22 protein-coding genes are annotated in these 20788 nt (G+C 59.2%); 6 read left to right on the top strand and 16 right to left on the bottom strand.

Features of this window, described 5'->3' with window-relative positions; translation table 11 throughout:
* Positions 1–10: 10 nt before the first annotated feature.
* Both CHH27_RS02375 and CHH27_RS02370 read left to right on the top strand, forming a co-directional pair.
* Positions 11–526: a GAF domain-containing protein gene (locus CHH27_RS02375; RefSeq protein WP_094070154.1), complete on the top strand. Its 516-nt coding sequence runs from the start codon at positions 11–13 to the stop codon at positions 524–526.
* Positions 527–656: 130 nt separating this feature from the next.
* Entirely contained in the window at positions 657–2483 is a 1827-nt protein-coding gene (locus CHH27_RS02370; protein ID WP_094070153.1) for an adenylate/guanylate cyclase domain-containing protein, read from the top strand.
* Between the two features lie 52 nt (positions 2484–2535).
* Here the strand turns inward: CHH27_RS02370 and CHH27_RS02365 are convergent, their stop codons facing one another.
* The 3 genes from CHH27_RS02365 to CHH27_RS02355 all read right to left on the bottom strand — a co-directional run bounded on the left by CHH27_RS02365 (position 2536) and on the right by CHH27_RS02355 (position 4584).
* Complete coding sequence (locus tag CHH27_RS02365; RefSeq protein ID WP_094070152.1) at positions 2536–3723, bottom strand: hypothetical protein; 1188 nt, start codon at positions 3721–3723, stop codon at positions 2536–2538.
* Positions 3724–3859: 136 nt separating this feature from the next.
* Positions 3860–4195 carry a hypothetical protein gene (locus CHH27_RS02360; protein ID WP_094070151.1) on the bottom strand — a complete coding sequence of 112 codons (336 nt, stop codon included), beginning with the start codon at positions 4193–4195 and terminating at the stop codon, positions 3860–3862.
* 185 nt (positions 4196–4380) lie between these two features.
* Positions 4381–4584 carry a hypothetical protein gene (locus tag CHH27_RS02355; RefSeq protein WP_208988445.1) on the bottom strand — a complete coding sequence of 68 codons (204 nt, stop codon included), beginning with the start codon at positions 4582–4584 and terminating at the stop codon, positions 4381–4383.
* 266 nt (positions 4585–4850) lie between these two features.
* Here CHH27_RS02355 and CHH27_RS02350 point away from each other — a divergent pair, with 266 nt between their 5' ends.
* The 3 genes from CHH27_RS02350 (at position 4851) to CHH27_RS02340 (ending at position 8777) form a co-directional block, all read left to right on the top strand.
* Entirely contained in the window at positions 4851–6086 is a 1236-nt protein-coding gene (locus CHH27_RS02350) for a cytochrome P450 (protein ID WP_094070150.1), read from the top strand.
* Between the two features lie 69 nt (positions 6087–6155).
* Entirely contained in the window at positions 6156–7355 is a 1200-nt protein-coding gene (locus CHH27_RS02345; RefSeq protein WP_094070149.1) for a glycerophosphodiester phosphodiesterase family protein, read from the top strand.
* Between the two features lie 96 nt (positions 7356–7451).
* Entirely contained in the window at positions 7452–8777 is a 1326-nt protein-coding gene (locus tag CHH27_RS02340; RefSeq protein WP_094070148.1) for a hypothetical protein, read from the top strand.
* A gap of 22 nt (positions 8778–8799) precedes the next feature.
* On the opposite strand, the gene CHH27_RS02335 is transcribed toward CHH27_RS02340, so the two are convergent.
* The 6 genes from CHH27_RS02335 to CHH27_RS02310 all read right to left on the bottom strand — a co-directional run bounded on the left by CHH27_RS02335 (position 8800) and on the right by CHH27_RS02310 (position 13302).
* Positions 8800–9402, bottom strand: a complete 603-nt coding sequence (locus CHH27_RS02335; RefSeq protein ID WP_094070147.1) for a MerR family transcriptional regulator — start codon at positions 9400–9402, stop codon at positions 8800–8802.
* Between the two features lie 9 nt (positions 9403–9411).
* A complete protein-coding gene (locus CHH27_RS02330; protein WP_023003819.1) occupies positions 9412–9726 on the bottom strand; it encodes an integration host factor subunit alpha in 315 nt (104 codons plus the stop codon).
* Positions 9727–9869: 143 nt separating this feature from the next.
* On the bottom strand, positions 9870–10847 hold the full coding sequence (locus CHH27_RS02325; RefSeq protein WP_094070146.1) for a beta-ketoacyl-ACP synthase III: 978 nt from the start codon (positions 10845–10847) through the stop codon (positions 9870–9872).
* Positions 10844–11908 (bottom strand): phosphate acyltransferase PlsX, encoded by a 1065-nt coding sequence (gene plsX / locus CHH27_RS02320; RefSeq protein WP_094070145.1) that lies wholly within the window; start codon positions 11906–11908, stop codon positions 10844–10846. The genes CHH27_RS02325 and plsX overlap by 4 nt, the downstream gene beginning before the upstream one ends.
* Before the next feature lie 220 nt (positions 11909–12128).
* Complete coding sequence (locus CHH27_RS02315) at positions 12129–12707, bottom strand: DUF177 domain-containing protein (RefSeq protein ID WP_094070144.1); 579 nt, start codon at positions 12705–12707, stop codon at positions 12129–12131.
* Between the two features lie 46 nt (positions 12708–12753).
* On the bottom strand, positions 12754–13302 hold the full coding sequence (locus CHH27_RS02310; RefSeq protein ID WP_094070143.1) for a ubiquinol-cytochrome C chaperone family protein: 549 nt from the start codon (positions 13300–13302) through the stop codon (positions 12754–12756).
* A gap of 129 nt (positions 13303–13431) precedes the next feature.
* On the opposite strand from CHH27_RS02310, the gene CHH27_RS02305 reads away from it, so the two are divergent.
* Positions 13432–13869, top strand: coding sequence for an outer membrane protein assembly factor BamE (locus tag CHH27_RS02305; RefSeq protein ID WP_094070142.1), 438 nt, complete (start codon positions 13432–13434; stop codon positions 13867–13869).
* A gap of 71 nt (positions 13870–13940) precedes the next feature.
* Here CHH27_RS02305 and CHH27_RS02300 read toward each other — a convergent pair whose 3' ends face one another.
* The 7 genes from CHH27_RS02300 to CHH27_RS02270 form a co-directional block, all read right to left on the bottom strand.
* Complete coding sequence (locus tag CHH27_RS02300) at positions 13941–14246, bottom strand: hypothetical protein (protein WP_094070141.1); 306 nt, start codon at positions 14244–14246, stop codon at positions 13941–13943.
* Between the two features lie 107 nt (positions 14247–14353).
* Entirely contained in the window at positions 14354–16489 is a 2136-nt protein-coding gene (locus CHH27_RS02295; RefSeq protein ID WP_094074468.1) for a sodium-translocating pyrophosphatase, read from the bottom strand.
* Positions 16490–16706: 217 nt separating this feature from the next.
* Positions 16707–17930: an MFS transporter gene (locus CHH27_RS02290; RefSeq protein ID WP_094070140.1), complete on the bottom strand. Its 1224-nt coding sequence runs from the start codon at positions 17928–17930 to the stop codon at positions 16707–16709.
* A 115-nt stretch (positions 17931–18045) separates the two neighbouring features.
* Positions 18046–19044, bottom strand: a complete 999-nt coding sequence (thiL, locus tag CHH27_RS02285; protein ID WP_094070139.1) for a thiamine-phosphate kinase — start codon at positions 19042–19044, stop codon at positions 18046–18048.
* 2 nt (positions 19045–19046) lie between these two features.
* The gene (nusB, locus tag CHH27_RS02280) at positions 19047–19568 is read right to left on the bottom strand and encodes a transcription antitermination factor NusB (RefSeq protein ID WP_094070138.1); all 522 of its coding nucleotides are present in this window, start codon (positions 19566–19568) and stop codon (positions 19047–19049) included.
* A 5-nt stretch (positions 19569–19573) separates the two neighbouring features.
* Complete coding sequence (gene ribH / locus CHH27_RS02275) at positions 19574–20023, bottom strand: 6,7-dimethyl-8-ribityllumazine synthase (protein WP_094070137.1); 450 nt, start codon at positions 20021–20023, stop codon at positions 19574–19576.
* Between the two features lie 153 nt (positions 20024–20176).
* Positions 20177–20788 carry a riboflavin synthase gene (locus CHH27_RS02270; RefSeq protein ID WP_094070136.1) on the bottom strand — a complete coding sequence of 204 codons (612 nt, stop codon included), beginning with the start codon at positions 20786–20788 and terminating at the stop codon, positions 20177–20179.

The raw sequence follows: 20788 nt of genomic DNA, 5'->3' as shown, positions 1-20788 counted from the left end.
TGAGACTTTTATGACCGATTTCAGCGGCCCACTAGCCGAATTCGACCGCGCTCTTTCGAAAGCCGAAACCGCTGGTGCGGCGTTCGACGCTCTTTTGGCTCTCACCCGTGCAACGGTTGGCGTCAAGCTTTTCACCTTCATGCGTGTTGACATGGCAAACGAACTCGCCTGCCGTTCCTACACCTCCCACCCGGAAGCCTATCCGGTCTCCGGCACCAAACCGATTACCTATGACGCCTGGTTCAACCAGGTGCATGGCGAGAAAAAAATGTTCGTCGCCAACACCCTGACGGATATTTCTCAGGTGTTTCCCGATTACGAACTGATCGGCCAACTGGGCTGCGGCTCGGTCATCAACCTGCCGGTGGTGCTCGACGATACGCTGGTCGGCACGGTCAATCTGCTGCATGAAGAGCACTATTACACGCCCGAGCGGATCGCCCTTGCCGAGGCGCTGTTGCCCGTTCCGGCGAAAGCCACTTATCTGGTGAGCCACTCTCAGGAAAGACCCGCGCTCTCCGCCTGATCCGAAAACCTGTCTCGCAGTTGCCAAGCGCCTGCTTGTTCAATAGCTTTCCCGTCACCACAAACACCAAAATCTGTCTCGGGGGAGCTGACTGGAGGTGAATTTACGCCGATCCAGATTTCCGATCACGTTGAGCCTTTTTGCAGTGACGCTCGGCGTTGCGTTGGCACTGGCTGCCACGATCATTTCCTATACCCACTATTCCAACCGCGCCGCGGCCCTGACGGCGGGGCGGGAGCTGATGGCACGCTCGGCCGAAGTGATCCGGCTGCAGACCGCCTCGCTGATTGCGCCGATCAACTCCATCGCCGACTATTCCGGCGACTGGCTGGATGTGGACGCCGTTCCAAAGGCAAGCGGCCACCCGGCGCGCAAACGCATGATCTCCTTTGTCTCGGTCATGCCGCAGATCGCCAATATCTATATCGGTTACCAGGACGGCAGCAGCTACCTGATCGGCGCTGCCCGCACCCGCTCAAAAGAAGACCTTGAAGCCCTGGGAGCGCCGGAAGGCACGTTTCTGCTGGAACAGATCATCCTGCGCGGCGACCGGGACAGACCGATCCGCTATGATCGGTTTCTGGATGAAAACGGCGACACGCTGGCAACAACCAGCACTTACGAAATCGACTATGACCCGCGCGAACGCCCCTGGTTCAAGGCAGCTTCAAAGGTCAATCACGTCACCCGCACCGACGTCTACCTGTTTGCGGGCACCGGCAAGCCGGGCCTGACGGTCAGCAAGCGCTATGCAAAAGGTGTTGTCGGAGTCGACCTGACGCTCGACGATCTCGACCTTTTCCTGAATTCCGAACCGCAGGCCAAGGACGGTGTCCTGGCGATTATCAGTCAGGAGGGCCTGCTGCTGGCCAACTCCTCGGAAAACGAAAATGTCGACCGGAGTGAATGGCGGGCGGCGATCGAAGCCTTGCAGAAGCAGGTACTGAGTACGGATCAGGACACCGTCGATACCATCGACGTCAATGGCCAGATGTGGATCACCCACCTGTCCAAGATCGAGCTGGGGGCGAACAAGCTGGAGAACCTGGCCATCGCTCTGCCGCTTTCCGCCGTCGTGGGCGAGCTGACGCGGGCCTCTCAGCGCACGATAGCTGTTTCGATTCTGATCGCCCTGTGCAGCATCCCGCTGATCTGGCTGGTTTCGCGCTCGCTGTCGCGTCCGCTTCAGGTGCTTGCGGACGGCACCCGGCGCATCCGGGAATTTGATCTGGAAAACCCCTTCCCGCATGAATCCGTTGTCGATGAGATCTACAAGCTTGAAGGCGCGCTCGACCAGATGCGCACCTCGCTGCAAACCTTCGGTCGATATGTACCCAAGGCGTTGGTGCGCCGGATGATCGAACGCCAGGAAGTGCCTGAACCCGGCGGGGAAAAACGCGACATCACTGTCCTCTTCATGGACCTGGAAAACTTCACCGCCATGTCCTCTCATCTGGAACCGGAAGAGGTCATGCGGCGCATGTCGCGTTATTTCGAGATCGTGACCCAAACCCTGCTGGATCACGACGCCACGATCGACAAATACATCGGCGATGCGGTTATGGCCTTCTGGAACGCACCGAACCAGGTGGAGGACCATGCCGCCAAGGCCTGTGAGGCGGCGCTTGCTGTGATTGCGGCCAGCAAGGCGGAGACCGATTCCTGGAACGATGGCGACATCCCCCCGGTCAGAACCCGCATCGGACTGCATTGCGGCCTCGCCATCGTCGGCAATGTCGGCAGTTCGGACCGGCTGAACTACACCGCGCTCGGCGACACGGTCAATCTCGCCTCCCGGCTGGAGGGGCTCAACCGTGATCTGAAATCCAGCATCCTGATCAGCGAGGATCTGGCGAAACGGGTCGAGGGCCGGGTCGAGGCAAGGTCGGTTGGGGAAACGGCGGTGAAGGGCTACGACACGCCGGTCAAAGTGTTTGAACTGGTAGGAAACGGATAGGACGATACCTTCGCTATTCGCTGACCGGTCACCTCAATGAATTTTGCCGGCCTCATGCAAACCGGATGAGGCGGCAGCGATAGGCTGCAAGAATGCCGCCAAGAAAATTCATATGTGTTGCACAGGCATTCGGTGAATGATTGCCGTTTACGGCGCCGTCGTTTGCCCAGGACCAATGTCTGGCAGCGGCCAGCAACTCTCGGTTCATCTCCACGACGGATGCAGGGTTCAAATTCCTGGAAATCCAGTCGGATGGATCAAAACCGGAGATCGTTTCCGCCATCAAGATGGGATGCACATAGGCCAGATAGAGATGCGCGATGTTTCTTTTCTTCAGTGTTTGATGCCTGCAACTTGAATAAGTATTTGCAAGTCTTGCAAAAACCTGTTCACCACTCTTCAAAATGTGAAACCCGTCATAAATGGACTGACGTGAAACATGGCTTGCCGTTCGATCATAATGTCCAAGTTTTAGCACACCGCCAACGCTTGAGACCGCAATTTGGCTGGCGTTTCGTTCATCGGCCTTGCTCCAGGCAACGGCCTCCTGCGACACCTCCGGCCGCAACACCCTTGGAAAGACAAACGCTTCTGTTCCAGCCGTCTGCAGCCTCGACAGCTGCTCTGTATTTCCTTTGTAAGCGAATGGAATAATCTCACTGATGACCGGTGCAGCCTCAAAATCAGCATACAAATACTCGTAGATATAAAGACAGTCTGAATCGTCCGGGCCGCCACCGCACGAGAGCGACTCCCAAGCAACCAGATCTCGCTGCCATGACGGCCCGAAATATCCACCAACCAGTTCAATGGCGTCAAACCAGTCTTTTTCAACTGCTTGCTGTTTCGTGAGCGGAAGATAGCCTTCCAGCAGACCCGGCCAGCACCAGAAAGCGTCGGACACCATTTCGTCTACGCGCGCCCAGCCTCCATAAGGCGGATGTTCAGTCTCCGCACCTGTTTCCTGGCGCCAAACCTCTGCTGAAAGATTGTAGTCAAGCAGGGCTCTCCCCGTTTCCGGGCGCCAATTGACGACCAATGGAAACCGGAAGTCGGCATGTCGGTATTCAAACCGTTTCCAGCACTCCTTCGGCAGCAAAGTGTGGGTTGAAATCGCCTTGCCGCACCAAGGCTCCTCGAGTGGTCCCAAAAGGGCAACACGCTCTTGTGACTGCCGGCAGATCATTTGCGGCTCGGCGCCGTCGCTGCTGTAATCCCACCAGCCGAAGGAATATCCCATATCAATGCCTTCTTCGCAGCTGCTCGCGAAACTTCGTTTCCAAACTCTTTTCGTATTTGTCCGGTTTTTCCAGACCTTCTCTGGTTTCAACCGATGCCAGGACGCCGCACAACTTCATCGGCAAATGGTCAGCTTTTCATTGAGACCTCAATTTCAGACGGACGAAGTCACCCAGTTTGATCAGAAGTGCCTTGTTCAATCTTGAGACGATCCAGCCTGCATGGACCACCAGCGGCAATGAAAACGGATACGAAGCCAGAACCATCAGCAATACAAAGCCGTTCATCGGGCCTCCGTCATTCGACTTCACCATTCCGATGACAAAACTCATTAGGAAGCAGGTCACATAGAGACCGAAGATCAGGACCGGATAATGCCATGCTGAAATGCGCTGCGAACGCATAACCGTTCCCCAAATCAAACCGGCAGCGAAGGCAAGGAACGGCGCATAGCCGAGCAGAAAATCAATCACCGAACAGATTTCCGCGTTTTGTTGAAGTGCAGTCACGCAAGGCGTTTTGTGCTCCGTCCTTGCTCCGGACGACACTCGCAACGCTATTGCCGACGATATTTACAATCGGTGAATGTTCCTGAAATTCGGGAAGACTGATACCCCGGCAAGCTCCGAGGCTTTCCTTGCAGGAATACGATGATCCCTCAGGCCGCCTGCTGCTTGGCCCGCTGCACGCGGCCAATGAACTCCGACAGCCAGGCGATGTCCTTCAGATAGACTTCCATGCTGAGCGAGGCCAGGTCCATGAGCAGGGCCTGCGGGTCCGGATTGTCGAAACCGGTGTCCCGCAAAAACGTCTGGTACTCGTCATGGAACGCCTCGGGCACCCGCATTTCGGCCTCACGCACTCTTCGCTCTGTTCAGTCTGTGCAAGCAAGGCCCCCACGCCCCGCATTCAGGAAGTGTTAAGAATTTCAGCCCTCGCGCGGTATCGTCAGAACTGTCATTTCCTCACTATCCCCAGAACCCGGCTCCTCCGGCTTTGGATAACTGGCCCGGGAGGCCACAAATCCGCCGACAAATGCCGCTTTCCCCTTGCACTTGGCAGGCGAAATCCACGACCCTGCCAAGAATCACAATTCTAACCCATCGCCCGCCACGCCAAGAGCCCTGCATGAGCCCGTCCACAGACCTTTCCTTTCAGCCCCTTACCGACGCCTTTGCACAGGACCCGCATCCTTTTTACGAGGCTCTCAGAGCGAAAGAGGGGCTGACCTGGTTCAAGGAGTTCGACGTCTGGCTGGCGGCGCGTTTCGACGATGTCTCGGAAATCGTGCAGCACGACAAGATGGTCCGCTCGCTGGATCACATTGCAACGGCTGACGAAATCGCCGAACAGAAACGGACGCAGAACTGGCACGACATGCCGCATCATTCCCGCTTCGTGCAGTTTTCCCTGCTCGACAGCGACGGCGCCGTGCATGACCGGCTGCGCAAGCAGGTGTTCAAGCTGTTCACGCCCGTCATGGTCGGGAAATTGCGCGATGGCATTCAGGCCTATGTCGACCGGCTGTTCGACGAACTGTCCGACCGGGATGAGATCGACTTTGTCGAGGACCTTGCCGCCCATGTGCCCGGCCATATCATCGGCCGGGTCCTCGGCGTTCCGGACGAAGACTGCCCACAGCTGCGGGTCTGGTCGGAGAACATTGTCCAGTTTTTCGACATCGACCGCTCCGACGAGCGCAAGGAACTTGCCGAAACCAACACGACCGAGTTCTACCACTACCTGCTGGAGCTGAAGGCCGCGCGCGCTGCCGATCCCAAGGACGATCTTCTTTCCGTGATGATCGAAGCAGAGCGTGTCGGCCAGATGAGCCATGACGAGTTCATTTCCACTGCCATGCTGATCCTGATGGCCGGGCATGGCTCGACCATCGACGTGCTTGGCAGCGGCATGCACGCGCTGTTGAAATTCCCGGATGAAATGCAGCGTCTGCGGGATGACCCTGCCCTTATGAAAACCGCCGTCCAGGAAATGTTCCGCTACGAGTCTCCCCTGCCCTTCTTTCATCGATACTGCACGGAAGACGTCGAGATCTGCGGCCAGACCTATCCAAGCGGCACCAAGTTCGGCGTGCTTTACGGCGCGGCCAACCGCGACCCGAAACAGTTTCCGGATGCCGACCGGTTCGATGTCGGCCGCACTCCCAACTGGCACATCGCCTTTGGCCGCGGCGCCCATTTCTGCCTCGGCAACCACCTCGCCCGGCTCGACATGGACATCATCTTTTCAACGCTCTTGAAGCGCTACAAGTCCGTTGAGCTGTCAAATCCCGACGTGCGTTACAAGCGCGGGCTTTCGGTCAGAGGTCCGGAGGCACTGAAGATCAGATGGTCAGCCGCTTGACGCCCCCTTGCGGCGCAGCACTCGGCGTCTAGTTACTCCCTTGTCCCTTCCCAATTCGATGGTAGCCCCATGAAACTCTCCCTCGCTCTTACCCTCTTTGCCAGCATCAGCCTTGCCGCGCCGACAGCCGTAACCGCAGCCGATATCGGCCCCCGACCTGCCTGGCTTGTGAGTCAGATGGAAGACGGCCCTTTGAAGGATAAGCTCCAGGCCTGTCTCGGAAATCCGGTCCAACCGACGCTGTTTTCCATCGCCCACCGGGGCGCACCGCTTCAGTTTCCCGAACACACGGAAGAAGGCTATCGCGCGGCCGCAATAATGGGTGCTGGCATCCAGGAATGCGATGTGACCTTCACCGCCGACAAGGAACTGGTCTGCCGCCACTCCCAGAACGACCTGCATACGACCACCAACATCCTGGCGACGGATCTTGCCGGCAAATGCACCAGGGGCTTCACCCCCGCGAGCGGCGATCAGCCGGCGTCCGCGGAATGCCGGACGTCAGACCTCACTCTTGCCGAGTTCAAAAAGTTGCGCGGCAAGATGGACAGCGCAAACAAGAAGGCCGAAACGGTGGAGGCCTATCTGAACGGCACGGCTCCCTGGCGAACCGAACTTTACGGTGCTGCCGGCACGCTTTTGACCCACAAGGAGAGCATCGCTCTTTTCAAGGATCTTGGTGCAAAGTTCACACCGGAACTGAAAGCGCCGAAAGTGGCGATGCCCCATGACGGTTTGTCCCAGCAGGACTATGCCCAGAAGCTGATTGACGAGTACAAGGAAGCTGGCATTCCGCCGGAAGATGTGTTTGCCCAGTCCTTCAATCTTCAGGACGTACTCTACTGGATCGAGAACGAACCGGAGTTCGGGAAGCAGGCGGTTTATCTCGACGCCCGCCGGGACCTGAACCCGCTCGATCCGTCGACCTTCTCCCCGTCCATGGAGGAGCTGAAGAAGATGGGTGTGAATTACATCGCACCGCCGCTCTTTGTCCTGGTGACGCTGGAAGACGGCAAATTCGTCCCCTCCCCCTATGCCGTTGAGGCCAGAAAAGCCGGTCTCGATCTGATCACCTGGACCCTGGAACGCTCCGGGCCGCTCAATTCCGGTGGTGGCTGGTACTATCAGTCTATCGGCGATGCGATCGACAGCGACGGCAAGATGCTTGAAGTCATCGATGTGCTGGCGCAGGAGGTGGGCGTCAGGGGCATCTTCTCAGACTGGCCGGCAACAACCAGTTTCTATGCGTCCTGCATGGGACTGAACTAGGGAGCCCGGACGCGAAAACTCACCTGATCCGCTATTCTTTTCTTCACGCACCAGCGCTACCATTGGCGCGGGTCAACAATAGCAGTGGTCAGCGCAGTGCAGATACATCCGCTTCCCAGTGTCGACGTCCAGGTTCTGCACCGCACCTTGCAGCCGGTGCGGGGCCAGGACATCTTCGACTTCATCGTCAGTGCCGCCGCCGGCCTTGGACTTCCGGCCAACGACTGCAAACTCCTGAACACATCAACGGATCTCGACATACGTGTGCTGTGCGGTGACTTTCATTGCCTGGTCACGCAAAGCGACCCGCTGGAACACAAAGATCACCTGGAAACGGCGCTCGAGGCCTATACGGTCAAGAAATCATTTCCCGGGGCAGCGGAGGTTGTCGCCTCGGCGTCGGCCTATACGCAGATTACGGTGTGCAAGGGCCTGATCCCTCACGACGCCATGCCGGAAGAACTCCGGGATGTCGTGGGCTCCGACAAGACCGCGTTCTGTACTTCCGAAGAAGCTCAGGTCGCCATGGCGCTGACGCGGGAAGTGACGCGTTTCATCGTCGAACAGGGCACGGCCGAGGCAGTGTTCTGGGGCACAAGCCTGTTCCTGATGAAGCCCGAACTCTTTGTCAAACTGGCAACCGGCGACGGTAAGAACCTGCTTTACCTGCATGCCCATCCCTATGGTGAAACAGATCCGGACACCGGCAAACTGCTGGTCGGTGTCATTGGAGCCGGCGCACCGGCGATGATCGGCTACACGCTCGAATTCCGCCCTTGTGGCCTTCCACCTGACTATCTCACCCGGAAACTGTACGAATTCGTTGCCTTCACGCAGGCAACCGGTCAGATCATCCGCGATGGAGATGTCTTCGGCGAGGACGAGGATGAAAAGATCCAGGTGCTGCACCATCTGGCGAAAAACGGCGGGGCACCGGAGATCGAACTTAAGGTGGTGCACAATCCGAAATACGGCATTGTCCAGGAAGCCGCGCCGACGATCTACAAACACTATGACGGCCATGGCAAGAAAATAGCAGAAGACATTGACGGTGTTTCAGAATCCGACCTTGACCCGAACGATCCGGTCGACGCAGCCATACTGGAACAGCTGCGCGCCCTCAAACCCGGCAGTGAAGCGCCGACCGAACAATCCAGCGATATTTCGGTGTCGGCGACCAGCCCTGTGGCCAATGGACCTGCGTCGGGCCAAGCAGAGACTGAGGCGCCCGAGGAGCCCGCACCGGACATTCCGGAATTCTCACGGCGGACCACACCACCGCCACCACCAGCCGCCAAGCGTGTTTCAATGGAAGAACTAAGAAGCATTGCCCAACGGGCACAGGTCCAGCAGGCTGAAGAAGCCGAAAAGCCGGCAAAACCCGGCTTTCTGAGCAGACTTCTGGGCAAAAGGTCCGGGTAACAGGCGACGTCAGTGACGTGGCCTAACGCGCCTGATCAAGTGTGCGCTTGCATTCCAGCAATTCGAACAATGTGGCCTGCAGGCGCCGGATGTCCTCTTTGGACACTGCGGCGTTTGACGGGGCTGAACCAGGAACCGGCTTTTCACCTCGCAGCCGTCCCAGGATATTGAAACCGCCGGAACTGGACTGATCGTGCGGGTCTGGCGCATCTTCGGCCAGTACACCATGGGGAAGCGGTTCCCCCGGATCGTTCGGGACAGGCCCTTCGGCAGGTGCCGCTTGCAGCGAGGGACCATTTGGGGATTGCGGTGTCGCCGAAGACGGGGCCGGTGAAGGGCTGCCGGCTTCATGCCGGACCTGCATCACGAAACGAGGTCCCTGCTCCTTCAAGATGCGCTGGACGCCCTTGATGGTGTAGCCTTCGCCATACAGCAGGTGGCGAATGCCTTTCAGAAGCTCGACATCGTCCGGCCGGTAATAACGCCGCCCACCGCCACGCTTCAACGGCTTGATCTGCGAGAAACGCGTTTCCCAGAAGCGCAGCACATGCTGCGGCAGGTCCAGGTCGTCAGCGACCTCACTGATGGTGCGAAAGGCGTCTGGGCTTTTGTCCTGCGAGCTCATCCGGTCTTGTTATTTGCTGGCCTGTCCCGTCAGCGCATCATTGATACGCTGCTTCAATACATTTGATGGCTTGAACACCATCACGCGGCGCGGCGAAATCGGCACTTCCTCGCCGGTCTTCGGATTGCGGCCGATGCGCTCCCCCTTGGAGCGAACCACAAACGACCCGAAGCTTGACAATTTTACCGATTCTCCGGTCACAAGACAGTCGGAAATTTCAGAAAGAACGCGCTCGACCAGTTCAGACGATTCAGTCCGGGACAGACCCACCTTCTGATAAACGGCCTCGCATAGATCTGCGCGGGTAATAGTCCGATTGCCCATAACCCCTCCTCAACGGCGCCAGCGATCTGGCTGATTTTGCAAGAGAACTCCGATGCAAGACCATACGGTACGGCCTTGAGGCAGGTCGGTCAACCGGAACTAGGCGTCCGATTAATATTTGTGACGAGGCGGAGGAGAGACCGTTACCAGCGCAACAGCACGGAGCCCCAGGTGAAACCGCCGCCCATCGCCTCCAGCATCAAAAGATCGTTCTTTTTGACACGTCCGTCTTTTACCGCAGTATCCAGCGCCAGCGGAATGGAAGCAGCCGACGTGTTGCCGTGGAGTTGCACGGTGGTCACCACTTTTTCAGGCGCAATGCCGAGCTTCTTCGCGCTGGCATCGATGATGCGCTTGTTGGCCTGGTGCGGGATGAACCAGTCGAGATCCTCTGACGTGTAACCGGTGGCATTGTAGGCGTCTTCGATCACGTCGGTGATCATGCCGACGGCATGTTTGAACACTTCCCGGCCTTCCATGCGCAGATGACCGACGGTCTGCGTGGCGGACGGGCCGCCATCGACGAAAAGCTTTTCCTTGTGACGGCCGTCCGAACGCAGATGAGACGTCAGAATGCCGCGGTCGGCATTGCTGCCGTCGGCCTCGGCGGCTTCGACGACAACCGCGCCTGCGCCATCCCCGAACAGGACGCAGGTTGTTCTGTCGGTCCAGTCGAGGATCCGGCTGAAGGTTTCCGCCCCGATCACAAGGCAGCGCCTGGAGAGCCCCGCACGGATATAGGCGTCGGCCGTGGTCAGGGCATAGACGAAGCCGGAGCACACGGCATGCACATCGAACGCTGCGCCGTGATGGATACCAAGACGGGCCTGCACAGTGACAGCGGTGGCTGGAAAAGTGTTGTCCGGCGTTGCCGTTGCCAGGATGATCGTGTCGATGTCCTGGGCGTCCCGGCCCGCTGCGGACAACGCGCGTTTTGCAGCTTCCAGGGCCAGATCCGAGGTCACCTCGCCTTCCGCGGCCACATGACGCTGCTGGATACCGGTGCGCTGAACGATCCATTCGTCAGACGTGTCGACCATCTTGGCGAGGTCGTTGTTGGTCAGGACTTTTTCCGGCAGATAGCTTCCGCAGCCGGTTACTGTCGAACGGATTACGCTCACAAATCACCTTCCGATGTCGGCGCGGCTTCAGCGAAGCGGCCACGATGGTAATGCACAAGATCCTGGGCGATCTTGTGGGTCAGTTCGTTCTTGACCATGTCATAGGCCAGATCGATTGCAGAGGCATAACCTTCCGCATCCGTCCCGCCGTGGCTCTTGATCACGATGCCGTTCAGTCCCAGGAACACGCCGCCATTGACCTTGCGCGGATCCATTTTCTCGCGCAGCAGATCAAACGCGCCCTTGGCAAAGAGATAACCGATACGGGACATAAAGGTGCGATTCATGGCCGAACGCAAGTAACTGCCAATCTGTTTGGCAGTCCCTTCGGCGGTCTTGAGCGCGATATTGCCGGCAAAGCCTTCAGTCACGACAACATCGACCGTGCCTTTGCCCAGATCGTTGCCTTCCACGAAACCGGCATAGTCAAGAGAGCGCAGCGGTGTTTCACGCAACAGGCGCCCCGCCGTGCGGACCTCTTCCAGGCCCTTGACTTCTTCCACGCCGATATTCAGCAGGCCGACGCTCGGCCGCTGCACGCCAAACACGGCCCGCGCCATGGCGCCGCCCAGAATGGCAAAATCGATCAATTGCTGCGCGTCCGCACCGATGGTGGCACCGACATCGAGAACCACGGATTCACCGCGCATGGTCGGCCAGAGAGCGGCAATTGCCGGCCGCTCGATATTGGCCATGGTGCGCAGGCAGAATTTCGACATGGCCATCAGCGCGCCGGTATTGCCGGCCGAAACGGCGACGGATGCTTCCCCGGTCTTGACCGCTTCGATGGAGCGCCACATGGAGGACCGCCAGCGGCCCTGCCGAAGAGCCTGGCTTGGCTTGGTGTCCATGGCGATCGACACATCGCAATGGTGAAACGTGGAAGCGTCGCGAACGCGCGGATATTTCTCCAGCAGCGGAGCGATCACTTTCTCGTTGCCGTAGATCAGAAAGTGGATGTCCGGGTGCCGGACAAGCGCGATTTCAGCGCCGGGTATGACGACTTCGGCTCCATTGTCGCCGCCCATGGCATCCAGGGAAATCGGAATTGTTTTCGCCATTTAGAAAGTCTTTTGACGTGTGATTACCAGGAACAGCACCGGACGGCGCCCCAAAGGAACTTGCCGGTTCGGCAAGTGCAATCTTCAGAGAGCCAAGAACGGCGCGAACATAACGTTTTTGGCAGGGCTGACAACCGTTTTCCTGATCCATCCCGGTTCAAACGTTGAAAACCCTTTTTGAATGGGCCTGCTGCCGTTGCGATACATTAAGGCAAGGACATCAGGTCCCCTCTTCGGGTTTGTCCTTCAGCGCCTGCAGTGCAGCAAAGGGAGACGGCTTTTCCGGCTCTTCCTCCACGACCTCGTCTTCGTCAGCGTCGCCGCCCTCAAAAGCGACCCCTTCGCGGCGCGGGAACGGATCAAGCGACAGCGCGAGTTCCTCGCAAATCACGGCTCCCAGATCGAGCACGCCATCGAGGATGACGTCAGGCGGGTCCAGTGATTCCAAATCGATCTCGATCTCGCCCTCATCGTTGAGATCGCGAATTTTCCGAGGCCGGCTGGAATGAGGTTCGAAGGTCCGGTCAACTTCCAGTTCCAACTCGCTGTCAAAGGGCTCCAGCGACACGACACAGGTCTGGCTGATCGTTGCCTTGATCGGCCCGACGACGCGCAGGCCTGCCTTTCGATAGGGTTTCAGCGTGAAATCCGCGGTCAGGGCATGGATGGCATTGAGATCGAATGTGGAAGCGATTGCCGCTCTCGATGCCTCGTCCGGCGCTATCGAGATCTTCTCGTCCTTGTCGACAACCTTGCTGGCATTCACCTTGAAGGAATAGGGAAACGTATCTGCTGTCATTGTTGTTCTTTCTTTTTGACCTTTCGGCAACCGGCCTTGAGACCGGTCAGAAGGGCATTTCCTTGAATCGCTCCGGATCCGGCCAGCTTATGTCTCCCTTCCGCAGCACGTCCGCTGTCTGGGCATCCAGGTCCTTTGCCGCCTGCAGCATATAGTGGGCCAGACGCATCTGTGCGAGCGGCTCTGGGGCATCGGTGAAGATATTTCGTCCAAGCGCTTCGCTGAGCGTCTCCGCATCCCCCTCGTCGATTGCCGGGATATAGGCGTCCGCCCGGCCGTAAAACGCTTCGCCCATCACCTTGACCTTCTTCGGGACACGCGTGTCGCTGACCCCCATTTCCCGCAGCGAGGCATCCATGTCTTCGAAAAACAGGTCGAACACGGCCTGCGAGAATTCAGCGACGTCCTTGCCTTCACCGCGCAGACGCCTGAAGAACAACACGGCGTGAACAATGATCAGGTCAAACCGGCCATCGATGGTATCCGGCACGAGAAAGTCGGTATAAAAGACCGGTTGCCGTGCTTGGGCCACGATTTCACAATAGACCCTGTGTTCGGCATCGCGGGACCGGCGGCGGAACAGGCCGAATATCATGGTGTCTCCTTTAGAGCCAACTCGAAGCAAAGTCAGGTGTTGCCTTGTGCCCTATCCCACGATAGTGACTTTGCCAAGCAACGAAATTCAAATAGAGCCAGACGGGTCTGGCGCAACGGGACTTCTTAGATGAACTTCAAGGCGAGCGCCGTGATCCTACCGCTTCTGGCCACATTGCCGCTCGGTGGCTGTTTCACATCTACCTATACGCATGGCCATGTCATCTCTGCCGACATGCTCAATCAGGTACAGGTCGGTTCCAGTCGCGAACAGGTCGAGCTGGTGCTCGGGTCGCCGTCGACGACGTCCAGCCTGGCCGGCGACGCCTACTACTACATCTCCCAGAAAACCGCGACCACGGCTTTCTTCAATCCGGACATTGTCGAACAACGGGTCGTGGCGGTCTATTTCGACGAAGATGGTTTCGTCAAGGATCTCGGCAACTATTCGCTCGAGGACGGCAAGATCGTCGATATCGTTACCCGCAAAACCCGGACAGGCGGCGCCGACTACGGCTTCCTGACCCAGATCCTGCGTGGCGCAACCAATCCGAGCCTGGGTCTGTAACGCCAAAATCCAAGCTAACCCTGCAAAGACCGTGGCCTGACCGCCGCGGTCTTTTTGCCTGGTGCCCACATTCAGTTGTTCAGGGATCGGTTGATAGGGCCGAGGATTTGAGTGAGGCCTGTTACATCAAGGCCCGCGACCGGCGTTTTCCCCGCAAGCTCTGCCAGCAAATGCGCAAACCCTTCCTTGAAGGTCGATAGTTCCCCCTCATCCAGCGCGGCCAGGTCCAGCATGCATCCGCTCCCGCGGTAAATGCCGGCCAGATGTTGCCAGGCCTCCCGATTTCCACCGCGTTCGACCGCAAGGCGCTCCATCTCGGCAAAGAGCCTTCTTGGAAAGGGCACATCCGTATCGTCGGCCAGCACAAGAATTCCCATGCGGAAGAGACCTTTCCATCTTCGAGTTTCAGCGTGCCCGCTCGCACGGCACCAAGTAAAAAGCCCCGGCCGTTGGCCGGGGCTTTTCCAGTTTCAGGTCTCCGGGATCAATGCGCCATGATCGCCAGCAGCAGCAGCGCCACGATGTTGGTGATCTTGATCATCGGGTTGACCGCAGGACCGGCCGTATCCTTGTAGGGATCGCCGACCGTGTCGCCGGTCACCGATGCCTTGTGCGCCTCGCTGCCCTTCTGGTGGGTGACGCCGTCCTTGTCGGTGAAGCCGTCTTCAAAGGACTTCTTGGCGTTGTCCCAGGCACCGCCCCCCGCCGTCATGGAGATGGCGACAAAGAGACCTGTGACGATCACACCCAGCAGCATGGCTCCGAGCGCGGCAAAGGCATCGGCCGGTGTAGCGACCGCCCGTACCACGAAGAACACCACGACCGGAGACAGCACCGGCAGGAGCGACGGCACGATCATTTCGCGGATTGCCGCCTTGGTGAGCATGTCGACAGCCCGGCCATAGTCCGGCCGCTCGGTGCCCTGCATGATACCCGGCTTTTCCTTGAACTGGCGGCGGACTTCCTCCACCACGGCACCGGCCGCCCGGCCAACAGCGGTCATGGAAATACCGCCGAAGAGATAGGGCAAAAGGCCGCCGAACAGCAGACCCGCCACCACGTAGGGGTTGGAGAGCGAGAACAGCGTGCCCACGTCGATGCCATGGAAGATCGAGCCTTCCGCCGCATTGGCGGAGAAGAACCGCAGGTCTTCCGTATAGGCCGCGAACAGGACCAGGGCGCCGAGACCGGCAGACCCGATCGCGTAGCCCTTGGTGACAGCCTTGGTGGTGTTGCCGACAGCGTCGAGCGCGTCCGTCGTGGTGCGCACTTCATCGGGCAGCTCCGCCATTTCCGCAATGCCGCCGGCATTGTCCGTGACCGGTCCGAAAGCGTCGAGGGCCACGACCATCCCGGCGAGCGCCAGCATGGTTGTCACGGCGATGGCAATGCCGAAGAGACCGGCAAAGGCATAGGTGACCAGGATACCCGCGATGATGATGATTGCCGGAAGGGCCGTTGCCTCAAGGGAAACCGCCAGGCCCTGGATCACGTTGGTGCCGTGACCGGTGACCGACGCCTGAGCGATGGAGCGCACCGGGCGGTATTCCGTACCGGTGTAATACTCCGTCACCCAGATGATCAGCCCGGTGACAACAAGACCGACAACACCGCAGACAAACAGATCAAAGCCGGTGAAGCTCGCCCCGCCTGAAGTTGTGTACTCGGTGCCCGCTCCGATCCAGCCGAACACGATGATGGCAAGCGCAACGGCCGACAGCACTGCCGTGGCGATGAAGCCCTTGTAGAGCGCACCCATGATCGAGTTGTTGCTGCCAAGCTTGACGAAGAACGTGCCGATGATCGACGTCACAACGCAGCTGGCGCCGATGACAAGCGGCAACAGCATCAGGTTGGTCGCATCGGTTCCGGTGAAGAAGATCGACGCCAGAACCATGGTGGCGACCACGGTCACGGCATAGGTCTCAAACAGGTCGGCCGCCATGCCGGCGCAGTCGCCGACATTGTCGCCCACATTGTCGGCGATGGTTGCCGGGTTGCGCGGATCATCTTCCGGGATGCCGGCCTCGACCTTGCCGACAAGGTCGCCGCCAACGTCTGCCCCTTTGGTGAAGATGCCGCCGCCGAGGCGGGCGAAGATGGAAATCAAGGAGGCACCGAAGCCGAGCGCGACCAGCGCATCGATCACGGTGCGGTCAGTCGGGGCATACCCCATCATGCCGGTCAGAAGCGTGTAATAGACGGCAACGCCGAGCAATGCGAGACCGGCAACAAGAAGGCCGGTGACAGCCCCGGACTTGAAGGCAATCTCCAGCCCGGCTCCAAGGCTCTGGCTGGCGGCCTGGGCGGTGCGCACGTTGGCACGCACGGACACCATCATGCCGATATAGCCTGCCGCGCCGGAGAGCACGGCGCCAATGGCGAAACCGATCGCAGCCGTGCCGGACAAAAGCAGCCAGGCCAGGACAAAAACCACGGCACCGACAATCGCGATGGTCGTGTATTGACGGTTGAGATAGGCACTGGCGCCTTCCTGGATCGCCCCGGCGATCTCCTGCATGCGCTCATTTCCGGCGTCCGCCGCCATGACGGACTGAATGGCCCAGGCCCCATAGGCAATGGACAAGAGACCACAAATAATGACGACAAGCTCGATCATGCTTCCTCCCATAGATGCGGCGGACTGATTTTCTTGTCGTTTTCCCGCCAGGCTGGCCTTCACACCCACTTCCCTGCGTGAAGGAAGCACACGATAGCAGCAAAGCGGAGCGCTTCGTCAAGCTCTCACATTGTTTAATTTGTCACTTCCGTTGCGGCAGTATTTGGTGCAACGCAGTAAATTTGCTGCGCTGACGAAATGGAATTCGCAAGACACTTTAACCGGTTGTAACTGCTTTCTTTTCTCCCCAGACAAGCCAGCCGAGAAGTACCAGACACAGCACCACAAACGGAAAGACCAGGATGTTGACGGTCGCCCAGCCAAACGCGTTGAGCAGTGCGCCGGAGGAAAAAGACGCCGTTGCAACGAATCCGAACACCAGGAAATCGTTGACTGCCTGCACCATGTTGCGTTCTTCCGGCCGATAGGTGTCGGTCAACATCGCGGTCGCGCCGATGAAACCGAAATTCCAGCCAAGGCCGAGCAGGATCAGGGCCGTCCAGAAATGCGCCAGTTCCAGCCCCATCAGGGCAACGATCGAACAACCAGCCAGCAGTGCCAGCCCGATGGCGACGATCCGTTCCTTGCCGAAACGCGCGATCAGACTGCCCGTAAAGAAGCTCGGACCGAACATGGCAATGACATGCCACTGGATACCGAGGGCGGCGTCGGTCTCAGAGAGGCCACAGCCGATCATGGCGAGCGGCGTCGCGGTCATCACCAGGCTCATCAGGGCATAGGAACAGATGCCGCAAGCTGCCGCGACAACGAAGCGGCGCTGCCGCATGATCTCGCCAAGCGGCCGCCCGCCTGCCTGTTTGTGACTGATGCGCGGCGGCTTGGGGATCTTGATGAACATCAGAAGGACAAAGGCGATCAGTGCAAGCCCGGCCTGCGCCAGATAAGTCCCGGCAAACAGGATCGGCATGAACAGGTCCTTGGTCCAGATCACCGTCTGCGGTCCGACAACCCCGGCCAGGACCCCACCGGCCAGCACCCAGGAAATCGCCTTGGGCTTGAAGGCGTCGCTCGCCGTATCGGCCGCGGCAAAGCGGTATTGCTGGACAAAGGCTCCCGCAAACCCACCCAGGCTGCAAGCCAGGGCAAAGAGCAAAAACTGATTCTGAAAAACGGCAAAAGAGGCCAGCACACCGGAAGCCGCACCAAGCAGGGAGGCACCGGTAAACCCGGCCCTGCGGCCATAGCGGCGCATGATCATTCCGGCCGGAATGGTTCCGAAGGCCGTGCCCAGAACCATTGCGGAGACCGGCAGTGTCGCCAGGGCCTTGTCCTCGTCCAGCATCATGTAGCCGACCAGCGGCCCGGTCGCGATGACGATGGAGGCCGACGCCCCGCCCAGTGCCTGCGCAAGGGCCAGCAGCAGCGCATTGCGTTTGGCAAGATGGTCGTCGACAAAGGGGGCCGTTGCGTGGGCGGTCATATTATTTCTCGATTTGCTTGATGCTGGCGTGGTCGGAAGGTGTCCGACAAACAGGCGGGGCACCCTCCTATAAACCCGACCGTCACTGTAAGCTCAAGTCCGGCTGGGAACGAAATCAGAAATGCCGGAAGCCGCCAGCTGCCTGGAGAGCCGGAGCCTTGCCTGCCTCGACAAGATGGACCCGCCCGCTGCCTTCACGCAGAACGCCGATCTCCGTGACAGGACAGCCGCAATCCACAGCTGCCTTTGCAAAGGCTTCAGCGGATGTTTCCGGCACAGCGGCGAGGATTTCGTAGTCATCACCGCCGTTCAGACAGCGTCCATAGACCTCCGGTGCCTTGACCTTCAGATGCTGAAGGGCGCCGGACAACGGGATTTCCGTCATTTCCAGGGTGATGTCGACCCCGGATGCCGTGGCCAGATGTGCACAATCGGCAAACAATCCGTCAGAGACATCCATCGCCGCGCTGGCATATTCGACAAGGCAGGGCGCAAGTCCGGTCCGCGGGCGCGGCAGCAGATAGCGGTCCAGGATCCGCGTTTCTTCTTCCTCGGTAAGGTCATGGGATCGGCAAAACTCCGGCTCAAGGCGGGCCAGAAGCCCCGCAGCCGCATCGCCGATGGTTCCCGTCACGAAGAGCCTGTCTCCTGGCCGGGCGCCCACACGGCGAACAGCCTTACCCTGCGCCACTTCACCGATGGCGGTGATCGAGACCTGAAGTCCGTTGCCCGATTTTATGGTGTCGCCACCCAGAAGCTGGATGTCATAGACACACTGGTCCGCACCCAGTCCGCGGCAAAACCGCTCCAGCCACCCTGTCGACCAGTCGGACGGCAGGGCAAGACCCAGCAGGTAACCGCGTGGCCTGGCACCTTTTGCGGCGAGATCGGAGAGGTTGACGCGCAGCGCCTTGGCGGCGATCGCTTCCGGCGCATCGTCCGCGAAAAAATGTATGTCGGCTGCCAGCACGTCCTTGGTCAGAACGAGATCACAGCCCTCCGCCGCCCTCAGAACAGCGGCATCATCGGTGAGACCCAGGCTGCCGGGATCCTTTGCAAGGGGGGAAAAAAACCGCCGGATCAGCTCAAATTCGCCTGGCCTCTCGTCCGCCATGATCAGGAGGCGCCGTCAGCTTTCTTGGCGTCCAGTTCCGCGTCGCGCAACTCATGTGCCAGCCGGTCCAGCACACCGTTGACGAGACCGGGCTCGTCATCTTCGAAAAACGCCTTGGCGACATCGATATATTCGGAAATGATCACTTTCGGCGGCACGTCCTTGCGGCGCAGCAGCTCATAGGAGCCGCTGCGCAGGATGGCGCGCAGCAGGCTGTCGATCCGCTTCAACGGCCAGTCTTCGGTCAGCGCCGTATGGATATAGGGATCGAGAAATTTCTGATCCTCGACCACGCCGGCAACGATCTGCTTGAACCATTGCTCATCGGCATCGCGGTACTGCTCGCCGTCGATTTCCTTGCCAAGTCGGAACGCGGTGAATTCGCTGACCACACTGGTCAGCGGCGCACCGCCGACATCCATCTGGTAGAGAGCCTGCACAGCTGCGAGGCGGGCAACGCCGCGCTTGTTCGCGGGTCGCACGGTTTTTCCAGCCGGTTTTTCCGGGTCGGCCTTTCCGGTCATTCTCTTTATACTCCAAGCCGCTCGCGCAGAGCGATCATGTCAAGGGCCGCACGTGCTGCCGCCCCGCCTTTGTCCTTGTCGTCCACCTTCGCGCGGGCCCAAGCCTGTTCGCTGTTTTCAACGGTCAGGATGCCGTTTCCGACGGCCAGATCCGCATCGACGATCAGGTCCATGATCACCCGGTTCGATTCATTGGCGACAATGTCGTAATGGGTGGTCTCGCCGCGGATCACCACACCGAGCAGCACAAACCCGTCGTAAAACGTTCCCTCGCCTTCCATGGCCGTCAGCGCCATGGAGAGAGCGGCCGGGATTTCCAGAACGCCGGGAACAGCGATGCGGTCGTAGCTGGCACCGGCGGCCTCAATCGTCTTGACCGCGCCTTCGGCGAGCGAGTCCGCAAGATCGTCATAAAAACGAGCTTCGATGATCAGAAGTTTCGGTGCAGCGCTCATCGGTGTCAAATCCCTTGTAAGGCCGCGACAGGAACCATGTCTGCCCCGGTTTGTCCAGTGTCATTCGTGCAGAACCGCGAATCCGGGCAACTAATTTGTTGCCTGGTAAACACGGTCGGGAATAGCTCGTTTGCGAAGGTGTTGGGCGGGTCCCTACCCGGTCTTGGAGAATTCCGCAAGACGCGCGGCGTAGCGGGCCATCATATCCACCTCAAGATTGATCGCATCCCCGACCTTCTTGTCGGACCAGGTTGTCACCTCGAGCGTGTGAGGAATGAGGAACACGGAAAACAGCAGACCATCCACTTCGTTCACCGTCAGGGAGGTTCCATCCAGGGCAACGGACCCTTTCTTGGCGATGAACGGCGCCGCCTCTTCCGGCGCCTCGAACTGGAAATAGACCGAATCCGGGTGGTCTTCGCGCTTGGTGATCCGGGCCAGACCATCCACATGGCCCAGCACAAGGTGCCCACCGAGTTCCGCGCCCATGGTCAGGGACCGCTCCAGATTGAGTTTCTGGCCAACCTTCCAGTCCGACACATTGGTCAGGGCCAGGGTTTCGGCTGCCGATTCCACTTCGAACCAATTGCCATTGGAGCCATTGTCCTTGGCCGTCACTGTGTGACAGACGCCGGCACAGGAGATGGAAGCCCCGATGTCGAAACTGTCCGTGTCGTAGGCCGTCCGGATCCGGGTGCGCTTTCCCGCCGGAATGTCGTCAATTGAGTGAATTTCGCCGAGGTCGGTCACAATACCGGTGAACAT

The sequence above is a fragment of the Labrenzia sp. VG12 genome (assembly GCF_002237595.1).
Taxonomy (GTDB): domain Bacteria; phylum Pseudomonadota; class Alphaproteobacteria; order Rhizobiales; family Stappiaceae; genus Roseibium.
The sequence above is the reverse complement of the archived record's forward strand: the minus strand, read 5'-3'. Positions and strand labels throughout refer to the sequence as shown.

Coding starts and splice junctions, on each gene's coding strand:
- CHH27_RS02375 (WP_094070154.1), top strand. CDS start 11: ATGACCGATTTCAGCGGCCCACTAGCCGAATTCGACCGCGCTCTTTCG.
- CHH27_RS02365 (WP_094070152.1), bottom strand. CDS start 3,723: ATGGGATATTCCTTCGGCTGGTGGGATTACAGCAGCGACGGCGCCGAG.
- CHH27_RS02350 (WP_094070150.1), top strand. CDS start 4,851: ATGAGCCCGTCCACAGACCTTTCCTTTCAGCCCCTTACCGACGCCTTT.
- CHH27_RS02345 (WP_094070149.1), top strand. CDS start 6,156: ATGAAACTCTCCCTCGCTCTTACCCTCTTTGCCAGCATCAGCCTTGCC.
- CHH27_RS02335 (WP_094070147.1), bottom strand. CDS start 9,402: ATGAGCTCGCAGGACAAAAGCCCAGACGCCTTTCGCACCATCAGTGAG.
- CHH27_RS02330 (WP_023003819.1), bottom strand. CDS start 9,726: ATGGGCAATCGGACTATTACCCGCGCAGATCTATGCGAGGCCGTTTAT.
- plsX (WP_094070145.1), bottom strand. CDS start 11,908: ATGGCGAAAACAATTCCGATTTCCCTGGATGCCATGGGCGGCGACAAT.
- CHH27_RS02315 (WP_094070144.1), bottom strand. CDS start 12,707: ATGACAGCAGATACGTTTCCCTATTCCTTCAAGGTGAATGCCAGCAAG.
- CHH27_RS02310 (WP_094070143.1), bottom strand. CDS start 13,302: ATGATATTCGGCCTGTTCCGCCGCCGGTCCCGCGATGCCGAACACAGG.
- CHH27_RS02305 (WP_094070142.1), top strand. CDS start 13,432: ATGAACTTCAAGGCGAGCGCCGTGATCCTACCGCTTCTGGCCACATTG.
- CHH27_RS02300 (WP_094070141.1), bottom strand. CDS start 14,246: ATGGGAATTCTTGTGCTGGCCGACGATACGGATGTGCCCTTTCCAAGA.
- CHH27_RS02295 (WP_094074468.1), bottom strand. CDS start 16,489: ATGATCGAGCTTGTCGTCATTATTTGTGGTCTCTTGTCCATTGCCTAT.
- CHH27_RS02290 (WP_094070140.1), bottom strand. CDS start 17,930: ATGACCGCCCACGCAACGGCCCCCTTTGTCGACGACCATCTTGCCAAA.
- thiL (WP_094070139.1), bottom strand. CDS start 19,044: ATGGCGGACGAGAGGCCAGGCGAATTTGAGCTGATCCGGCGGTTTTTT.
- nusB (WP_094070138.1), bottom strand. CDS start 19,568: ATGACCGGAAAGGCCGACCCGGAAAAACCGGCTGGAAAAACCGTGCGA.
- ribH (WP_094070137.1), bottom strand. CDS start 20,023: ATGAGCGCTGCACCGAAACTTCTGATCATCGAAGCTCGTTTTTATGAC.
- CHH27_RS02270 (WP_094070136.1), bottom strand. CDS start 20,788: ATGTTCACCGGTATTGTGACCGACCTCGGCGAAATTCACTCAATTGAC.